This window comes from Streptomyces sp. NPDC007157 (assembly GCF_040634235.1).
Lineage (GTDB): Bacteria > Actinomycetota > Actinomycetes > Streptomycetales > Streptomycetaceae > Streptomyces.
Genome location: NZ_JBEYFE010000002.1, coordinates 345467 through 363239, shown reverse-complemented (window position 1 = coordinate 363239; position 17773 = coordinate 345467). Strand labels below are relative to the sequence as shown.

The window sequence follows — 17773 nt, the reverse complement described above, 5'->3', positions numbered from 1 at the left end:
GTGTGACTGATTAGGGATCGCTAGGGGCGCACAAAGGATCGAATGTACGACGGACAGGCGAACGAGTCTGACCGGACATGACGAACGCCCGGCCGGGGGCGATCCCGGCCAGGCGTCACAACCGTCCTTGTCCGTCTCAGTCGTTGGCGACCACGGGGTAGCGGGGCTCGTTCTCGGCCATCTGCCGCAGGGCGTCCTTGCGCTCACGCTTGGAGAGCCGGTCGATGTACAGGTACCCGTACAGGTGATCGGTCTCGTGCTGCAAACACCGAGCGAAGTAGCCGGTGCCGCGCACCTTGATCGGGTTGCCCTGCTCGTCCTGGCCGGTGACCTCGGCGTAGTCGGGCCGGGCCAGCGGTGCGTAGGCGGTGGGCACCGACAGGCAGCCCTCGTTGCTGTCGTCCAGCCGCCGCTTGTCCGCCGGCAGGTCGACCAGCTTCGGGTTGCACACCACACCCACGTGCCGGGCGCCCTCGTCGTCCTGGCAGTCGTAGACGAAGACCTTCAGGTCGACGCCGATCTGGTTGGCGGCGAGGCCGACGCCCTCGGCGGTCCGCTGGCTGGCGAACATGTCGGCGACCAGCTGCGCCAGCTCGTCCCCGAACTCGGTGACGTCCTTGCACTCCTTGTGCAGCACCGGGTTCCCGACGACGGTGATGGGCCGCGAGGTCCCCCGCGCACGCCAGGCGTTCTCGCGCTCCTCGGTCCCCTCGGTGTCGACGACGAACCCGTCGTCGTCCACGGGGAGCACGCCCACGTGCTGCTGATCGGTGTCCTGCTGCGCCATGACCGACGTAAGCCTTCCTAGGTAAAACAGGGGGAGATGTTGCTGATACAGGGTACGTGGATCCGCCCTGCCAGGGGCGCGCCCCAAAGGGGCGCGGGGCTGTATCCGATATGCGGCTACCGCCGCGTGGGCGCGACCACCCCACCCAGCCGCACCCGAAACACGGCCTTCAGCAGACCTCTTCCAGATCCCGCCAATCCCTGGAATCAGGGCTGTCCGCGACCCACCCGTCCAGCAACCCCCGCACCAGCGCAGCCGGCGCAGCCACCCCGCACTCCCGCTCCGGCACCCACAGCTGCCCGTCCGTCCGATGCCCCAGCGGCCCCGGGTGCCCCGGCTCACTGTGATCGTGGGGGTCCAGATGCACCCCGTCGCCCTCGTCGGACGGCATCCGTGACTCGGAGCACATCCGGCACAGCAGCCGCACCGAGGAGGACCAGTCCTCCGCCGCGAACCCGGCGTCCCCGGCCAGCTGCTCCAGCGCGTCCCGGTCCACCTCCGTCGCCGCCTCCAGCAGCACCACCCAGGTCGGCACCGGCGACGGCGCCCACAGCTCGATCTCGTCGAAGACGGGGTACGCGTGCCCGGTCGCCGTGGTCCGCTCACCGTGCGGCACCCCGTCGTGCAGCACTACCTCGCCCCAGCGCCGCCCGGACGACGGCAGCGGAATGGACTGCACCTCGATGCGGGCGGGGTCCAGCCGCCGCCCCCACACCACCTCGGCCTCCCCCTCCGGGGACAGCCGTACGGCGGCGCTGCCCAGGTCCATCCCGTCCGGCTCGCCGGAGGCGGTGGCACCGCCGGGCACCCGCAGCCCGTACGCCTGCCAGGCCCGCCGGGCCAGCGGCCAGTCCTGCAGCGCGGTCGCGGCGATCCCCACGTTCCACCAGTCGGGCGCCCCGGTCTCCCGGTCGAGAAGGGCCACCGCCCGCAGTCCGGCGGCCCGCGCCTGCTCCCAGTCGTGCCGGAACTTGTGCAGCAGGGCGAGGTTGAACCAGGACTCGGACAACCAGGGTTCCAGGTCGGCAGCGCGTGTCAGCAGTTCGCCCGCGTCCTCGTACCGGCCGTCACCGATCAGCGTGAACGCACGGTCGGTGGCCTGCCGCCAGGAGGCGGAGGGCCGGTGCCGTCCCTTGCCGAAGATCCTCACGATTCCCGCCTGCCAGTTCCATTTCCGCACAGTGGGCTGGCTTGTGCCCCCGGACATCACCCTCTCCCTCGCATCCAACCACGTACGACGGGAGGGCCGCTCATTACCCATGGGTTACCCAGCCGCGCGCAGGGTCAGACAGTCTCTGGAGAGCACGCGCGCCAGGGACTCCACGACCTCGGGAGCGTAGTCCCCGGCGGTGGCCAGCCGTAACTCCTCCAGCGCGGTCAGCGGCCCGCCGGGCCCGGAGTCCCGGGTCTTCTCCTCGTACGCGTTGACGACCCGCACGATCCGCGCGGCGAGCGGCTGCTCCCGGTACGGGTCGGCCTGGCGCTCCACGACCACGGCGACCGCCGCGTGCACCCCGGTCTGCCGTACGACGGCCCCGCCGAGCAGGGCTATCCGGCGCTGTTCCGCCGGCGGCAGGGCGGCCGTGGCCCCGGCCGGCACCGGGTCGACCAGGCTCAGCTGGCCGATGTCGTGCATCAGCGCCGCGTACTCCAGCACGGTCAGCTCCGCTCCGGACAACCCCAGGTCCCGCCCGACGGCCTGGCTCAGCGTGGCGACCCGGCGGGCGTGTCCGGCCGGGGTGTACCCCGCTATCTCGGTGGCGCGGGCGAGGGAGGCGATGGTCTGCCGGTAGGTGGCCCGGACGGCCGCGTACCGGCGCAGGGACAGCTGGGTGAGCAGGAGGGGCAGGCAGAAGACGGGCAGCGCCCAGAGGCCGACGACGGCGACGGCCAGCGCCATCACCGCGCCGGTGGCGCAGACCGCGGACCCGATGCCGAGCAGTCCGCGCAGCTCGTCCCGCAGCAGCGGCCCGAACGGCCATCCGGTGCGGGAGTGTGCCTGCGCGGCGGCGAGCACGGCGTCGCACAGCGCGGTCAGCACCAGCAGCGCGACCACCAGCAGCGCGTACGCCGGTCCGCCCCACTGCTCCAACACGCCCCGGCTGTAGAGGGGTTGGAAGCAGACGGCGGCGAAGCCGACGGTGAGCACCCGGCGGGCGAGCCGGTCGAGGGTGGGCCGGCGCCCGTCGGCTATGTGGGGCACGCTGCCGAGCAGCGAGGCCGCGCAGACGACGGTGACGACCTGAAAGGCCCCGTCGTGCGTGGCGGCCCCGCCATCGGCACCGAGCAGGGCGTAGGCGAGCCCTCCGGCGGCCGCGAGTGGAGCGGCCTCACGTGTCTCGGTCCCGGTCCGCCGGCTGAGCTCGCCGACGGCGACGAGCCCCCCGAAGGCGAGCGCGATCTCCCGGTCGGCGAGTCCTGCCCAGAGCGTGCCGCCGAAACAGCCGAGGCCGAGAAGCAGCGCGGCGCCCCGGATGCCCCAGAGGACGCCGGGAGGACGGAACCCGGGTCCACGGGTCCCACCGGCAGTCCCGGCTCCGGCGCCCCGGAACCCGGCCGAGCCACCGGGCCCACGCCCTCGGCCGGCGGCCCCGGACGACCCGTCCTGCGTGGGCCCCGGAGTCGCGGCGGCAGCGTCCGGGGCCCGGCCCCGGGCGGGCGACGGGTCGCCGGACGTCATGGGGTGCCCCGGCCCACGCTCTGGGCCTCGCTTCTCGGGCGGCTGGGAACCGGTGGGTCGGGTGGGACGTCGTCGGCGGTCACCGCGGGGTGCCAGCCCTGGCGGGCCAACGCTCGGATCAGGGCGTCGACGGCCCGCGCGTCGAACTGCCGGCCGGCGCAGCGTCGGAGCTCCTGCACCGCCGCCGCCACCGGCCGGGCCCGGCTGTAGGAGCGCGTCGAGGTCATCGCGTCGAACGCGTCGGCGACGGCCACCACGCGCGCGGGCTCGGGGATCTGACTGCCGACCAGACCATAGGGGTAGCCGCTGCCGTCGATGCGCTCGTGGTGGTGGAGGATCGCCGCGCGGGCCTCGCCGAGGAAGGAGATCCCGCGCACCATCTCGTGGCCGTACTCGGGATGGAGCTCGATGATCCGCCGTTCGTCCGGGGTGAGCGGCCCGTCCTTGCGCAGCAGCCGGGTCGGGACGCCCAGTTTCCCCACGTCGTGCAGGATCCCGGCGAAGCGGAGCACCTCCACCCGCTCGTCGTCCATGCCCAGCTCGCGCGCGATCATCACGGAGGCCTGTCCGACCCGCTCGCTGTGCCCGCGGGTGTAGCCGTCCTTGATGTCGACGGCCTGCACGAGCGCGCGGATGGTGGCCTGGTGGGCGGCCCGTTCCCGGTGGTACTGGGCGAACGCCCACCAGGACACGCACATCGGCAGCAGGACGAGCAGCGCCGCGACGGGACCGAAGGGGCTGCGCCAGAGCACGGCCATCATCAGCCCGGCGAGCCCGTGCGCCCCGATCGGCGCGAGGGAGCGGGAGAGCAGCCCCCGCCAGGCACGCCGTACCGGGACGCGCTCGGCCAGGGCGAGGATCCCACCGTCCAGCACTGCGAGAACCCCGCAGAACGCGAGGACCGCCGCCGCACACGGCAGCAGCGCGTACGGGAAGTCGCAGCCGACGACGGAGTCCCGGCCGCCCAGGGCCCAGTGGACCCGCCCCGCGCCCCACACGGCGAGCGCCAGTTCGGCGGCCCGCCAGATCCGCCGTAGCGCCTGCGGCCGCTGCTCGACGTACGAGAGCAGCGCACCCGGCAGCGGTACCAGCGCGGCGGCCGGCGGTGGCAGCAGGAAGGCACCGGCGAGCAGCACCGGGTAGAAGGTGCCGCCGAGCCGCCGTCGTACGACGTGCTCGCAGACCGCGTACAGCGCGGCCAGCAGGGCCACCGCCCACCAGGGTGTACGCAGGGCGGGCAGTGGCAGCAGACAGCACAGGGCGCAGAGGGCGACACAGGTCACGTACGCGCGCACCCGTGCCGGAACCGCCTCCATCTCGCCCCTCCCCCGACCATGCCTGTCCAGGCTCCGGAGCCTAGGCGGGAGCCGGCGGGTCCGGGGGTTATGACCGGAGGATTAGCACATTCGGGTGACGGACCACCGGGGGCGGCACCGCCCGGCGAAAGGCGCTCAGCTCTCCTGCGGGGCGACCGGAGAGGCCTGCGTGACCGATGTGGTCTGGGTGGCCGTGACGTCGTGCTCCGGGACGGCCTGGCCGGAGCGGATCAGGTCCAGCCGCCCCAGCACCTTGGCCCGCAGGTCACTGGGCACGTCGTCATGGCCGCAGCACCGCTTGACCAGCTTCTTCACGGCCTGCTCCAGCCCGTACTTCTCCAGGCAGGGCGAGCACTCGTCGAAGTGCTGCTTGAACTTGACGCGATCGACGTCCGGCATCTCACTGTCGAGGAACTCGTACAGATGATCGAGTACCTCGCCGCAGTCCGTCTCGTGCGGCTCTCCGCAGCTCATGAGCCCGAGCCTTTCGCTTCGTTCGACTCCCCGGCGCCGGCCGGGACGAGCCCGCGCTCACGCGCGTAGTCCTCCAGCATGCCGCGCAGTTGACGGCGGCCCCGGTGCAGCCGGGACATCACCGTACCGATGGGTGTCCCCATGATGTCCGCGATCTCCTTGTACGCAAAGCCCTCTACGTCGGCAAGGTAGACGGCGATGCGGAATTCCTCGGGGATCGCCTGCAGCGCCGACTTCACGTCCGAGTCGGGCAGGTGGTCGAGCGCCTGCGACTCCGCGGAGCGCAGACCGGTCGACATGTGCGACTCGGCGCGGGCGAGCTGCCAGTCCTCGATCTCCTCGGCGGCGGAGCGCTGGGGTTCGCGCTGCTTCTTGCGGTACGAGTTGATGAAGGTGTTGGTGAGAATGCGGTAAAGCCAGGCCTTGAGGTTGGTGCCCTCACGGAACTGGTGGAAGGACGCGTACGCCTTGGCGTAGGTCTCCTGCACCAGGTCCTCGGCATCGGCCGGGTTGCGGGTCATCCGCAGCGCGGCCGAGTACATCTGGTCGAGGAATTCCAGCGCGTCCCGCTCGAAGCGCGCGGTGCGCTCCGAGGTCGACTCCGCGCTCGTGCCCCGGCCCTCGGGCAGCTCCGCCTGGCCGTTGTCGGTCCCTGCGTCGGTCCCAGTGACCGGACCCACCTCCTCAAGATCCAGGGCAGGACCGAAACCGATCCCACTCGACTCGGAGGATAGAACACGACCCGTGCCTGCCGCCGCTCGAATAGGAGCGGTCTTGGCCGCGTGCAGCACTGTCCAGTCCAGGTCAGCGCTGCTGTTGCGGCTCGGGCAGATGGTCGAACCCATGCGGCGGACTTCCTCTCCTTCGGCGTCGGCGCTGGTGCCCCAGCACTTCTGGTGGCTTAAACATGGGTCCGCCGCGCAACATTCCCGGGCGTCACTCGAGGATCGTGATCCATGCGGTGACGGCGTCCGTGATGATGGTCACTGCCCGTTCCGGCTTGATGTCTGCCCTTTTGGGCACCGCGAACCCGTGGTCGGCGCCCGGCACCTCGACCAGTCGGTAGTCGCCCTCCGGGAACTCGGCCGGCTTCCCGAACGGGTCGTTCCCGCCCTGGACGACGAGCGTGGGCACCCCGGCTCCCAGCAGTTCCCCGGCCCGCGACTTCTCCGGGCGGCCCGGCGGGTGCAGCGGGAAGCCGAGCGCGAGGACGGCGGCCGCGCCCAGCTCCGTGGCGGTACGGCAGGCGACCCGGGCTCCGGCGCTGCGGCCACCGGACACCACCGGCAGCCCCGGCGCGGCGAGCGCCGGCCACACGCCCCGCCAGCCCACGTCGAGCGTCTTCGGCGCCGGGGCGACCTTCTTGCCGGCGACCCGCCAGGGCTGCTCGACGAGCGCGACGGTCACACCGTGCTCCGGCAGTACCGCGGCGAGCGCCTGGAGGTCGCGGGCCTCGATGCCGCCGCCCGCCCCATGGCTCACGGCGAGCACCAGCCGGGCCTTCGCCGCCTCGTGCCAGGTGATGCGGGCGTCCCCCGCCTCCGTACCGACGATCTTCGAAGTGGTCACGCCAGAAGGCTAGAAGAGCGGAGGGCCGCAGGGGCTGGAGCGCAAGGCCGCAGGGGCTAGAAGAGTGTGCTCTCCTCCGGTGCCTCCAGCTCGGTCAGCAGTTCCGGGCCGTTGTTGCGGACGTTGCTGACGGCCGTGGCGACCGGGTAGGCCCGCATCAGGCCCTCCGGCGGCGGGGCGAGCAGCGAGCGCAGTTCCTCGACGTCCGTGCGGGCCGGGTCGAGCCAGGCGTCCCAGCGGTCCGGGGTGAGCATCAGCGGCATCCGGGGGTGGATGTCGAACAGCGACCGCGGGCCCTCGGCGGGCGCCACCGCCAGCGGCGAGGTCTCCGCCTCCGTGGTGATCACCGAGCAGGTCACCCACCAGGCCAGCGGATGCTCGTCGGGAAGCGTCCGGTCCCGCCAGAACTCGTACAGCCCGGCCATGGCGAACACCGAGCCGTCGGCGGGGAGCACGAAGTACGGCTGCTTGCGCGGCCGTTTCTTCCTGCCCTCGACCTCCAGCTCCCGCTCCTCCTCGGCGGTGACCCACTCGTAGTAGCCGTCGGCCGGCAGGATGCAGCGGCGGGCGGCGAAGGCGCGGCGGTACGACGGCTTCTCGTGCACGGTCTCGGCACGCGCGTTGATCATCCGGGCGCCGCCCTCGGGCGACTTGGCCCAGGACGGCACCAACCCCCACTTGAGCCTGCGCAGCTGACGCACCGGCCGCTTGTCGTCCGCTTCCTTCAGGGGCCGGTCCAGAACCGCGTAGACCTCCTTGGTGGGGGCCACGTTGTAGTCGGGCTCCAGGGTTTCCTCGGGCTCCCACTTCTCGACCTCGAAGATTCCGGCCAGGTCCTCGGGCCCACGACTCGACGCGTACCGTCCGCACATCTTCACAACCCTACATTTCACTCCCAGGGCTGAAGCCGGGACGGCGGAATCAGCGCCGGGCCATCCGGGACAGGGCACGCACCTCTGGCATATGTGCTGGTCAATAGCTCAAGCCGATAGGCAGATCAGGCAAACATCCGCAAGTAGTGCAAAATTCTATTACTTCCTTCCTTCCGGGCGTCTTGCTAAGTTTTTCAAGGCTTCGGATGGCTTTTCCGGACATTCAGCGGTGATACCTCTCCCGCACCCCTCTCCTCCCCGCCCTCGGCCGGCGGCAGGCCGTGGGCTGCCGCGGCACGGCGCACAGCACTCAGCACTCAGCACTCAGCACTCAGCACTCAGCACTCAGCACTCAGCACTCAGCACCAGGAAGGATTCCTGTGGGAACCATCGACACCATCAAGGACTTCTACGGCGACGTCGCCGACGACTGGAAGAAGGCCTGGGACGACCTGCTCGACCGGGACGACGATGACGATCTGCCCTTCGGACTGCCCGCGCACGCCTTAGCGGCCATGCCCGGGGACACGCTGCGCACGCTCACGGCCATGTCCCTGCTCAAGGACGACGACGACAAGAAGAAGAACAAGAACAAGAACCGCAATCTCGCGGCCCTCGCCCTGCTGTCCGGCGGAGCCGGCGGGATCGGCGGGATCGGCGGGCTGGGCGGGTTGACCGGGCCGGGCGGGATCGGTGGTGCCGCCGCCGTCCAGCAGCCCGTCGCCGGCCTCACCGGGATCGTCGGCGCCCCGTCGGCGGCGGCCGGGGAGCTGACCCAGCAGCTGGGCGCGCTCCCCCAGCAACTCGCGGCGCTGCCCCAGCAGATCCAGCAACTGTCCGACGTGGTCGGCCTGTTGATGGACGCGCTGAAGGCGGTGGAGCCGCTGCTCGGCGCGGCCGGAGCCATCGGAGCGGTCACCAAGAGCGTGCCCAGGAAGGCGTAGAGCCGCCCGGCTCACCCCCCGCGCACGCCCCGCCCGCCGGCGTGCCGAGACGGACCCGCACTCCGTCGCGGTACGCGCGCCACCGGAAGGAACCCCGTTCATGGCCCCGCGCACCGGCAGCCGGATGCGGACGGTAGCCGCCGTACTGAGACAGGTCGTCGGTGAGACCAGGGCGGCCCCGCCCTCCGCCGCCCCGGACGAGCGGGAGCGGCGGCGGGCCCGGGCCGTGCGCGGCGCCCTGGAGAGCCTGGGGCCCTTCTACGTGAAGATCGGTCAGATGCTGTCCACCCGGCCCGACATGGTCTCCCCGATCATGATCGAGGAGCTGCAGAACCTGCACGACGAGGTGGACGTCCAGCCGTTCTCCGAACTCGAACCCGTCCTGGAGCAGAACCTCGGCCCGGACTGGAAGCGGTACTTCGACGACATCGATGTCGAGCGCCCGCTCGGCGCCGCCTCCCTGGCCCAGGTGCACCGGGTCACCCTGGCCGACGGCCGGCCAGGGGTGATCAAGGTGCAGCGGCCCGGAATCCGGGAGACCGTGCTGACGGACATGGCGCTGCTGCGCCAGGCCGCCCGGCTGACCGCCCGGGTGGCCCCGCGGTTCAGCACGGTCGTGGATGTCGAGTCCATGCTCGGCGGGGTCTTCGACGCCATGGAGCCGGAACTCGACTTCACCAAGGAGGCCGCGAACATGGACCGGGCGCGCGAGGCGCTGCGCGGCTTCTCGCGGCTGTCCGTGCCCGGCGTCCTGGCCGCCACCCCCGGGGTCCTGGTGCAGTCCATGGCCCCGGGGGTCTCCGTGCGCAAGGCGGACCCGGCCTCGCTGCGCGACCGCGACCGGCTCGGCGTCAGCCGCGAACTGATCGCGTTCATGTACCGCAGCTACTTCATCGAGCGCATCTACCACGCCGATCCGCACGCCGGGAACGTCTTCGTGACCGACGAGGGGGAGGCGACGCTGATCGACTGGGGCATGATCGGCCGGATCGACCAGCGCACCAGCATGCGGCTGCTGCTGGTGCTCATGGCCGTCGCCCAGAACGACGGGCACGGCCTGGCCAAGGCCTGGGTGGAGATGGGCCGCACCACACCGTGGTCGGACATCCCCGGGTTCTCCCAGGACATGGCGGCGCTCGTGCCGAAGATCGCGACGGCCTCCCTGGACGAGCTGAACTTCGGCATCACACTCACCAGCGTCCTGGAGAAGTCCACCCGCCGGGGCATCGCCTCCTGCCCGGCGGTCTCACTGCTCGGCAAGTCCTTCGCCAACCTGGAGGGCTCGGTGCGCTGTCTGGCACCCGAGCTGGCGCTGGTCGACGTCTTCCAGCGCGAGGTCCCGCGCATCGTCCTGCACATGGTGCGCGAGACCGCCTCCCCGCAGCAGTCGGCACGGCGTCTCCTGGAGGCCACCCTCACCCAGGCCGGGGCCGCCGAACAACTCCGCGCGCTCAACGACGACATCGCCGACCGCACCCTCAGGGTGCAGTTCAGCGAGGTCGTGCCGACCCGGTCCCAGGGCGGCAGATCCGGCCCGAACGTGGCGCTCGCCCTCGGTGCCCTCGCCCTCTACCTGGACCACCGGCGGCGCCGGGCTTGAGTGCCCGCCGCCGTCTCTCCCACCCGTCCGTTTCGGGTGGCGTGACCCGTCACCCGTGAACCGAAGGTCTCTGTCTGCCCGTGTGTGTCACAACAGCACCCTCGTGGTTCCCGCACGCCCTGCCGGGCGCGTCCCGGCCGTCCCCTCCCCGCGTCCGGTTCTTCTGCATCCCCCACGGCGGCGCCGGCGGCTCGGTGTTCCGCCCCTGGCAGCACCTGCTCGGCCCCGGCACCGAGGTCGTCCCCGTCCAGTTGCCGGGGCGCGAGATCCGTATGACGGAACCCGCCGAGACATCGGTCGTGCGGCTCGCGGAGAAACTCGCGGCCCCGCTCGCCCGCCGGGCCGAAGGGCTGCCGTACGTCCTGTTCGGCCACAGCATGGGCGCCCTGCTCGCCTATGAACTCGCCCGCACCCTGCAGGACTCCGGCCGGCCACCGGCCGCGCTGGTCGTCTCCGGCAGCGTGCCGCCCCACCTCCCGCGCTCCACCCCCGCCATGCACCCGCTCCCGGACCGCGAGTTCGTGGCCGGGCTGCGGCGACTCGGCGGCATCCCGCCGGAGTTGCTGGCCGACGAGGAGTGGCTCGCGCTCGTCCTGCCCCAGCTGCGCGCGGACTTCGAGGCCGCCGAGACCTACCGTGCCGCAGCGGTGCTGCGGCCCGGTATCCCGCTGATCGCCCTCGGCGGGTCCGACGACCCCGCCGCCGCACCCGCCGAGGTCGAGCGCTGGCGCGACCTCGGCACCGACGTCAGGGTCCGGGTCTTCGCCGGCGACCACTTCTTCGTCTTCGCCGCCGCCCCGCAGGTCCTGACCTTCGTGGCCGGGGAGCTGGCGTGGTAGGCCCGGCCGGCAAGGGCCGGTACGGCGTCGACGCGCCCGGCTGGCTGATCGGGCTGGGCGGCTCGGTGGTCCTGCCGCTGGTGGCGGTCGCCGCGGGGGCGCCCCGCTGGCTGCTGCGGATCCCGGCGGTGACGGCCGCCCCGGCCGGGCTGTTCCTGCACGCCAGCGTGCGCGGGAAGTTCCTGGTGTGGGAGGAGCTCCTCGACGGACTCCGGCTGCGCGGCGACGAACAGGTCCTGGACCTGGGCTGCGGGCGCGGCGCGGTGCTGACCGCGGTGGCCCGCCGGGTGCCGGGGGGCCGGGTCACCGGCGTCGACCTGTGGCGCTCCGTCGACCAGTCCGGCAACCGCGCCGGGACCACGCTGGCGAACGCCGGCCGGGAGCGGGTCGCCGACCGGATCGACCTGGTCACCGCCGACATGCGTCGACTCCCCTTCGAGGACGACCGGTTCGACCTCGTGGTGTCCAGCATGGCCCTGCACAACATCACCGACGCGCGGGGCCGCGGGGAGGCGGTGCGTGAGGCGTACCGGGTGCTGCGGCCGGGCGGACGGCTGCTCGTCGTCGACATCCTCCACACCGGCCAGTACCGCGACCTGCTGCTCGCCGCCGGCGCCCGGGACGTCACCTGTGCCGACGTCGGCCACCGGATGTGGTGGAGCGGACCGTGGGTGCCCACCCGGTGGGTGCGGGCGGAGAAGCCCGGGCGCCCCGATGCCTCGGAGCGTCCCGAACCCTCAACGGAAACCGGAGGACCAGCATGAACGCCCCCCTCACGACCGTCCCGCGCAGTCTCGTCGACCTGGTGCGCACTCGCGCCGTGGAGCGGCCCGACCGGCCGGCGTACGTCTTTCTCGACAGCCACGGCACGGCGGAGTCCACCCTCACCTACGCCGAGTTGGACCGCCGCGCCCGCCAGGTGGCGGCGGCCTTACAGGCGAGCTGCTCCCCGGGGGACCGGGCTCTCATCCTGCATCCGCCGGGCACCGCCTACCTGACCGCGTTCTTCGGCTGCCTGTACGCCGGGCTGGTCGCCGTGCCGTCGTATCCGCCGCATGCCCGCAACGCGGCGCGGCTGCGGGCGATCGCCGCGGACGCGACGCCCGCCGCCGTGCTCGCCGGTGACCGGGGCACGGCCACCGCACGGCAGCACCTGAGCGAAGTGGGGTCCGTCGCCTGGCTGTCCGGCGCCGCCCCGACCGCCGACCCCGACGCCTGGACGGACCCGGGCGCCGGGCGGGAGGACCTCGCCTTCCTGCAGTACACCTCGGGCAGCACCGCGGTGCCCAAGGGCGTGATGGTCTCGCACGGCAATCTGCTGCACAACTCCGCCCAGATCCAGCGGCGGCTGCGGACCACCGAGGACTCCCGCGTGGTCAGCTGGCTGCCGCCGTTCCACGACATGGGGCTCATCGGCGGCATCCTCCAGCCGCTGTTCGCCGGCTGCCCAGGGGTACTGATGGCGCCGGGCACCTTCGTCCTGGACCCCGTGCAGTGGCTGCGCGCGGTCTCCGTGCACGGCGGCACGGTGTCCGCCGTACCGCCGTTCGCCCTGGACCTGTGTGTCGAGCGCGTCGACCCCGCCGCCGGGGCGCCGTTCGACCTGGCCGGTCTGGAGGCGGTGGTGGTCGGCGCGGAGCCGGTGCCGGCCGCGACCCTCGACCGGTTCGCCGCGCACTTCGCCCCCTGGGGGATGCGCCGGGAGGCGCTGCGGCCCAGTTTCGGGCTGGCGGAGGCCACCCTGATGGTGTCGTGCGGGGAGCACCTCACCGACGCGGCCGCCGTCACCCTGGACGCCGCCGCGCTGGAGGCGCACCGGGTGGTGCCCGGCAGCGCGGGGCAGCGCCGGACCGTCGTGGGGTGCGGCGGTGCCGTCGACGGACAGCGGCTGCTCGTCGTCGATCCGGCCGAGGGGACGCCGTGCCGACCCGGGCAGGTCGGGGAGATCTGGGTCGGCGGTCCCAACGTGGCGCAGGGGTACTGGAACCGGCCGACGGAGAGCGCGGCCGTCTTCGGCGCCCGTACGGCGAGCGGCGAGGGCCCCTTCCTGCGCACCGGCGACCTCGGTTTCCTGCGGGACGGCGAGCTGTACGTCACCGGGCGCAGCAAGGACCTGATCATCGTGCGCGGCCGCAATCTCTATCCGCAGGACATCGAGCGCTGCGCGGAGGGCGCCCATCCGGCGCTGCGGCCCAACGCCACGGCCGCCGTCGGCATCGACGACGGGGACGGTGCGGAGCGGCTGGTCGTGGTCGCGGAGGTGCGGCGGGGGGTGGCCGCGCCGCCCGCGGCCGAGGTGGCGGGTGCGGTCGCGCGGGCGATCACCGCGGAGTTCGACGTGCGGTTGCACCGGCTCGTCCTGGTCCGCGCCTCGACCGTGCCGAAGACGTCCAGCGGGAAGATCCGCCGTCGGGCCACCCGGGCGGCGTTCGTCGCCGGGTCGCTCAGCGTGGTGGGCGAGTGGGCCGACGGCGCGTCCGTGGAGGACTACGACGGGGCGTCCGTGGAGGGCTGTCTGACCGACCTCGTCGCCTCGCTCGCCCCCGCCTCCGGGCGGCGGCCCGGGCCCGAGGACTCGCTGCCGGGGCTCGGCCTGGACTCACTGGCCATGCTGCGGCTCGCGGGACGGATCGAGCGGGACCTCGGAATCGCCCTCTCCGAGGACGTGCTCTACGACGCCCGGACCATCGCCGAGCTCGCGGCGGCCGTCGCAGAACACCCCCGGTCCTCGTCGGCACCGGCACCGACCTCGGCTCCGGCTCCAGCTCCGACCCCGACCTCGGCTCCGCTCCTGGCCCCGGCTCCGGCTCCGACCCCGCCGGACCACCCACACGCCCCCTTCCCCCAGACCGACACCCAGCAGGCCTACTGCCTGGGCCGCACCGGCACCTTCGAGCTGGGCAACGTCTCCACCCACGTGTACGTGGAGTTCGACGCGCCCGACCTCGACCTGCCCCGATTCGAGCACGCCTGGCGGCGGGTGATCGACCGGCACGAGATGCTGCGCGCGGTCATGCTGCCCGACCGCAACGAGCAGCGGATCCTGCCCGAGGTGCCGCCCTACGAGATCCGGGTGACCGATCTGCGCGGGCGGGAGAAGGACGCGGCCGAGGCCGGGCTGGCGGCCGTGCGGGAGCGCCTGTCGCACGAGGTGCGGCCCGCCGACCGGTGGCCGCTGTTCGAGGTGGCCGCCACCCGGCTGGACGACGGCCTGCGCATCCATCTCAGCGTGGACTCGCTGATCGCCGACTTCTCCTCCGGCCGGCTGCTCTTCGACGACCTCTCCCGCTTCTACTGCGAGCCCGACGCCCAACCGCCCGCCCCCGCCCGCTCGTTCCGCGACCACGTACACGCCGAGACCCGGCGCAGGGACACCCCCGAGTACCGGCGCGCCTACGACTACTGGTGGCGCCGGCTGCCCGAACTGCCCCCGGCGCCGCAGCTGCCGGCCCGGGCCGCGGCCGTGGACGTACCGCGCTTCGCGCGCCGGGACACCGTGCTGTCCGCCGGGACCTGGCAGGACCTCAAGGAGCGCGCGGGCCGGGCCGGGCTGACCCCGAGCGCCCTGCTGCTCGCGGTGTACGCGGAGGTACTGGCCGTCTGGAGCAACAGCCGCCACTTCACGCTCAACGTGCCGCGCCTGACCCGTCCGGTGCGCGACCCGTCGTACGACGAGGTGCTCGGCCAGTTCGCCTCCTTCACACTCCTGGAGGTCGACCACCGAGGTGCCGAGACCTTCCTGGAACGGGCCCGTCAGGTGCAGCGGCGACTCCGGGACGATCTGCGGCACGCGGCCGTCACCGGGGTGGAGGTGCTGCGCGAGCTGATGCGCCTGCAGGGCGGCTACGACCGGGCGCTGATGCCGGTGGTGATGACGAGCAACCTCGCCTTCGCGGCCACGGAGCGCACCCCGCTGGAACGGCTGCTCACCCCGGTGTTCACCATCTCCCAGACGCCGCAGGTCACCCTGGACTGCCAGGCCCATGAGCAGGAGGGCGCGCTGCTGCTGAACTGGGACTCGGTCGACGCGCTGTTCCCGGACGGGTTGGTCGACGCCATGTTCGACGCCCAGACGGCCCTGCTGCACCGGCTCGCCACCGACGTGGACGCCTGGATCCGGCCGGCACCGCTCGCCCTGCCGGAACACACCCACGCCGGCCCCGAACGCCCCGTCCCCGACCTCCAGGTGCAGCAACTGTTCGAACGGCAGGCCGCGCTCCGCCCCGACGCCCCCGCCGTGATCGCCCCGGACCGGACCCTGTCGTACGCCCAGCTCGCCGACGCCTCCCGGCAGGTGGCCCGCTGGCTGCACGCGCGCGGCGCCCGGCCCGGACAGCTCGTCGCCATCGTCATGGAGAAGGGCTGGGAACAGGTCGTCGCGGCCTACGGCGTGCTGTTCTCGGGTGCCGCCTATCTGCCCGTCGACCCGGACCTGCCCGCCCTGCGCGTGCGGCAGCTGCTCGACCGGGGCGAGGTGGCGCTCGTCCTCACCCAGTCGCACCTCGACGTGGACCCGGAGGGGCGCCCGCGGCTCTGCGTCGACCGGCCGCTGCCCGCCGTCGCCGACACCCCGCTGCCGGCGCCCGGCAGCCCGGACGACCTCGTCTACACGATGTTCACGTCCGGATCGACGGGCGAACCGAAGGGCGTGATGGTCCCGCACCGGGCGCTGGTCAACTGCCTGGTGCAGACGATCGAGACCTACCGGGTCACCGAGGCGGACCGCTGCCTCGCCGTAACCGCGCTCCACCACGACCTGTCGGCCTTCGACCTCTTCGGGCTGCTGGGCGCCGGCGGCAGCGTGGTCGTCCCGGCCGCCGCCGACCGCCGCGACCCGGCGCACTGGGCGGAACTGATCGCCCGCCACCGGGTCACGGTGTGGAACTCGGTCCCGGCGATGATGGAGATGCTCCTGGAGAGCGGGGCCCGCCCTGCCCCGCTCCGGCTGGTGATCCTCGGCGGCGACTGGATCCCGCTCCCCGTACCGGGCCGGCTGCGCGAGCTGGTGCCGGGCGTCGAGGTCGTCTCCATCGGGGGTCCGACCGAGACCACGGTGTGGAGCATCTGGTTCCCGGTCGGTGAGACCGACCCCGAGTGGCGGAGCATCCCGTACGGCACCGCGATCGCCAACGTCCGCTACCACGTGCTCGACGAGCGGCTGCGGGACTGCCCGGACTGGGTCACCGGCGAGATGTACGTCTCCGGGGTGTGCCTCGCCGACGGCTACTGGCGCGACCCGAAGCGCACCGACGCGGTCTTCGTGGCGCACCCGGGGACCGGGGAGCGGATGTACCGCACCGGGGACCTGGGCCGGTGGCTGCCGGACGGCACCATCGAGTTCATGGGCCGGGCCGACTTCCAGGTCCAGATCCGCGGTCAGCGCATCGAACCCGGCGAGATCGAGTCGGCGCTGCTCGCCCATCCCGAGGTCGGCTCGGCGGTCGTCGCCGCCACCTCCGGCGCGGACCGGCCCGGCCATGACGGTCTGGTCGCCTATGTCATCCCCGGCCCGCGGGACGGCACGGCGGACTTCGAGGCCGGGCGCCGGGCCGGCATCACACTGCTCGACCCGCTGGCCCGGGCGGAGTTCAAGCTGGCCCGGCACGGACTGCGCCGGGAGCCCGGTCGGCCCCGGGTCCCGCTGCCCCGGGTCCCCGCCGGGCCGGTCCGGCGGCGCAGCGACCGGGCGTTCCTCGGCGCGCCGGTCGCCCTCGCCGAACTGGCCGCCGGTCTGGGCCTGCTGGGGCAGGACGAGGTGGACGGGCTGGCCAAGTGCCGCTATCCGTCGGCCGGCGGCCTGTATCCCGTCCAGACGTATCTGCACGTGAAGCCCGGTGCGGTGGCGGACCTGGCGCCCGGGGCGTACTACGTCGACCCGCGGCACGACGCCGTGGTGCTGCTCGGCGAGGACGCGAGGATCGGCGCCGAGGTGCACGCCGGGCACAACCGCGCCCTCGTCGACGCGGCCGGGTTCACCCTGTTCCTGGTCGCCGACCTCGCGGCGATCGAGCCGCTGTACGGTTCGCTCGCCCGCGACCTGTGCCTGCTGGAGGCCGGCTACATGGGGCAGCTCCTCATGGACTGGGCGGCGGGCACCGACGTCGGCCTGTGCCCCATCGGCGAACTCGACTTCGAGCCGCTCAGGCCGCTGTTCGCCCTGGGCGACCGCCATCTGCTGGTGCACACCCTGGTCGGCGGCCGGGTGGACCGTGCGGCCGCTCCCGTGCCACCGCGGGAGGCGCCCCTTCCGGACCGGCTGCGCGGCTGGCTCCGCGAGCGGCTGCCCGCCCACATGGTTCCCGAGCACGTCCTGACCCTGGACAGCTGGCCGCTCACCGCCAACGGCAAGGTGGACCGGCGCCGGCTGCCGGCCCCGCGGCAGGCCGCCGGCACGACCACCGGCTATGTCGCTCCGCGCACCCCCACCGAGCACCAGCTGGCCGCCCTGTGGCGCGAGCTGCTGGACGTGCCCAGGGTGGGCGTTCAGGACAACTTCTTCGACCTCGGCGGGCACTCGCTGGCCGCGACCCGGCTGATCGCCGGGATCCGCGACCGCTTCCAGATCTCGATCAGCCTGCGCGAGGTCTTCACCGCCCGGACGGTCGCCGACCTGGCGACGGCGGTGGACCGGCGCCGCGGGGAGGTGAGCGGAGCGGTCTGATCCGGGACCGAGGACAGGGATCCGGGCCCGA

13 protein-coding genes are annotated in these 17773 nt (G+C 73.0%); 5 read left to right on the top strand and 8 right to left on the bottom strand.

Features of this window, described 5'->3' with window-relative positions; all coding sequences use genetic code 11:
* Positions 1-136: 136 nt before the first annotated feature.
* From def to ABZ642_RS04520, 8 genes are all read right to left on the bottom strand, one after another.
* Positions 137-787, bottom strand: coding sequence for a peptide deformylase (def, locus tag ABZ642_RS04555; RefSeq protein WP_351704917.1), 651 nt, complete (start codon positions 785-787; stop codon positions 137-139).
* 169 nt (positions 788-956) lie between these two features.
* Positions 957-1937, bottom strand: coding sequence for a hypothetical protein (locus tag ABZ642_RS04550; protein WP_360477606.1), 981 nt, complete (start codon positions 1935-1937; stop codon positions 957-959).
* 114 nt (positions 1938-2051) lie between these two features.
* Positions 2052-3467, bottom strand: a complete 1416-nt coding sequence (locus ABZ642_RS04545; protein WP_360476954.1) for an HD domain-containing protein — start codon at positions 3465-3467, stop codon at positions 2052-2054.
* Positions 3464-4783, bottom strand: a complete 1320-nt coding sequence (locus tag ABZ642_RS04540) for an HD-GYP domain-containing protein (RefSeq protein ID WP_360476952.1) — start codon at positions 4781-4783, stop codon at positions 3464-3466. Before ABZ642_RS04540 ends, ABZ642_RS04545 begins: the two co-directional genes overlap by 4 nt.
* 135 nt (positions 4784-4918) lie before the next feature.
* Positions 4919-5257 carry a mycothiol system anti-sigma-R factor gene (gene rsrA, locus ABZ642_RS04535; RefSeq protein WP_360476949.1) on the bottom strand — a complete coding sequence of 113 codons (339 nt, stop codon included), beginning with the start codon at positions 5255-5257 and terminating at the stop codon, positions 4919-4921.
* Positions 5254-5937, bottom strand: a complete 684-nt coding sequence (gene sigR, locus ABZ642_RS04530; RefSeq protein WP_351704908.1) for an RNA polymerase sigma factor SigR — start codon at positions 5935-5937, stop codon at positions 5254-5256. Before sigR ends, rsrA begins: the two co-directional genes overlap by 4 nt.
* A gap of 256 nt (positions 5938-6193) precedes the next feature.
* A complete protein-coding gene (locus ABZ642_RS04525) occupies positions 6194-6826 on the bottom strand; it encodes an alpha/beta family hydrolase (protein ID WP_360476946.1) in 633 nt (210 codons plus the stop codon).
* Positions 6827-6882: 56 nt separating this feature from the next.
* Positions 6883-7698 (bottom strand): SOS response-associated peptidase, encoded by an 816-nt coding sequence (locus ABZ642_RS04520; RefSeq protein WP_360476943.1) that lies wholly within the window; start codon positions 7696-7698, stop codon positions 6883-6885.
* 380 nt (positions 7699-8078) lie between these two features.
* Here ABZ642_RS04520 and ABZ642_RS04515 point away from each other — a divergent pair, with 380 nt between their 5' ends.
* From ABZ642_RS04515 to ABZ642_RS04495, 5 genes are all read left to right on the top strand, one after another.
* Entirely contained in the window at positions 8079-8642 is a 564-nt protein-coding gene (locus ABZ642_RS04515; RefSeq protein ID WP_360476941.1) for a hypothetical protein, read from the top strand.
* 100 nt (positions 8643-8742) lie between these two features.
* A complete protein-coding gene (locus ABZ642_RS04510) occupies positions 8743-10242 on the top strand; it encodes an AarF/UbiB family protein (protein ID WP_360476938.1) in 1500 nt (499 codons plus the stop codon).
* Positions 10243-10322: 80 nt separating this feature from the next.
* Complete coding sequence (locus ABZ642_RS04505; protein WP_360476935.1) at positions 10323-11081, top strand: alpha/beta fold hydrolase; 759 nt, start codon at positions 10323-10325, stop codon at positions 11079-11081.
* Positions 11075-11845 carry a class I SAM-dependent methyltransferase gene (locus tag ABZ642_RS04500; RefSeq protein WP_360476934.1) on the top strand — a complete coding sequence of 257 codons (771 nt, stop codon included), beginning with the start codon at positions 11075-11077 and terminating at the stop codon, positions 11843-11845. The genes ABZ642_RS04505 and ABZ642_RS04500 overlap by 7 nt, the downstream gene beginning before the upstream one ends.
* On the top strand, positions 11842-17742 hold the full coding sequence (locus ABZ642_RS04495) for an amino acid adenylation domain-containing protein (RefSeq protein ID WP_360476930.1): 5901 nt from the start codon (positions 11842-11844) through the stop codon (positions 17740-17742). Before ABZ642_RS04500 ends, ABZ642_RS04495 begins: the two co-directional genes overlap by 4 nt.
* Positions 17743-17773 lie beyond the last annotated feature (31 nt).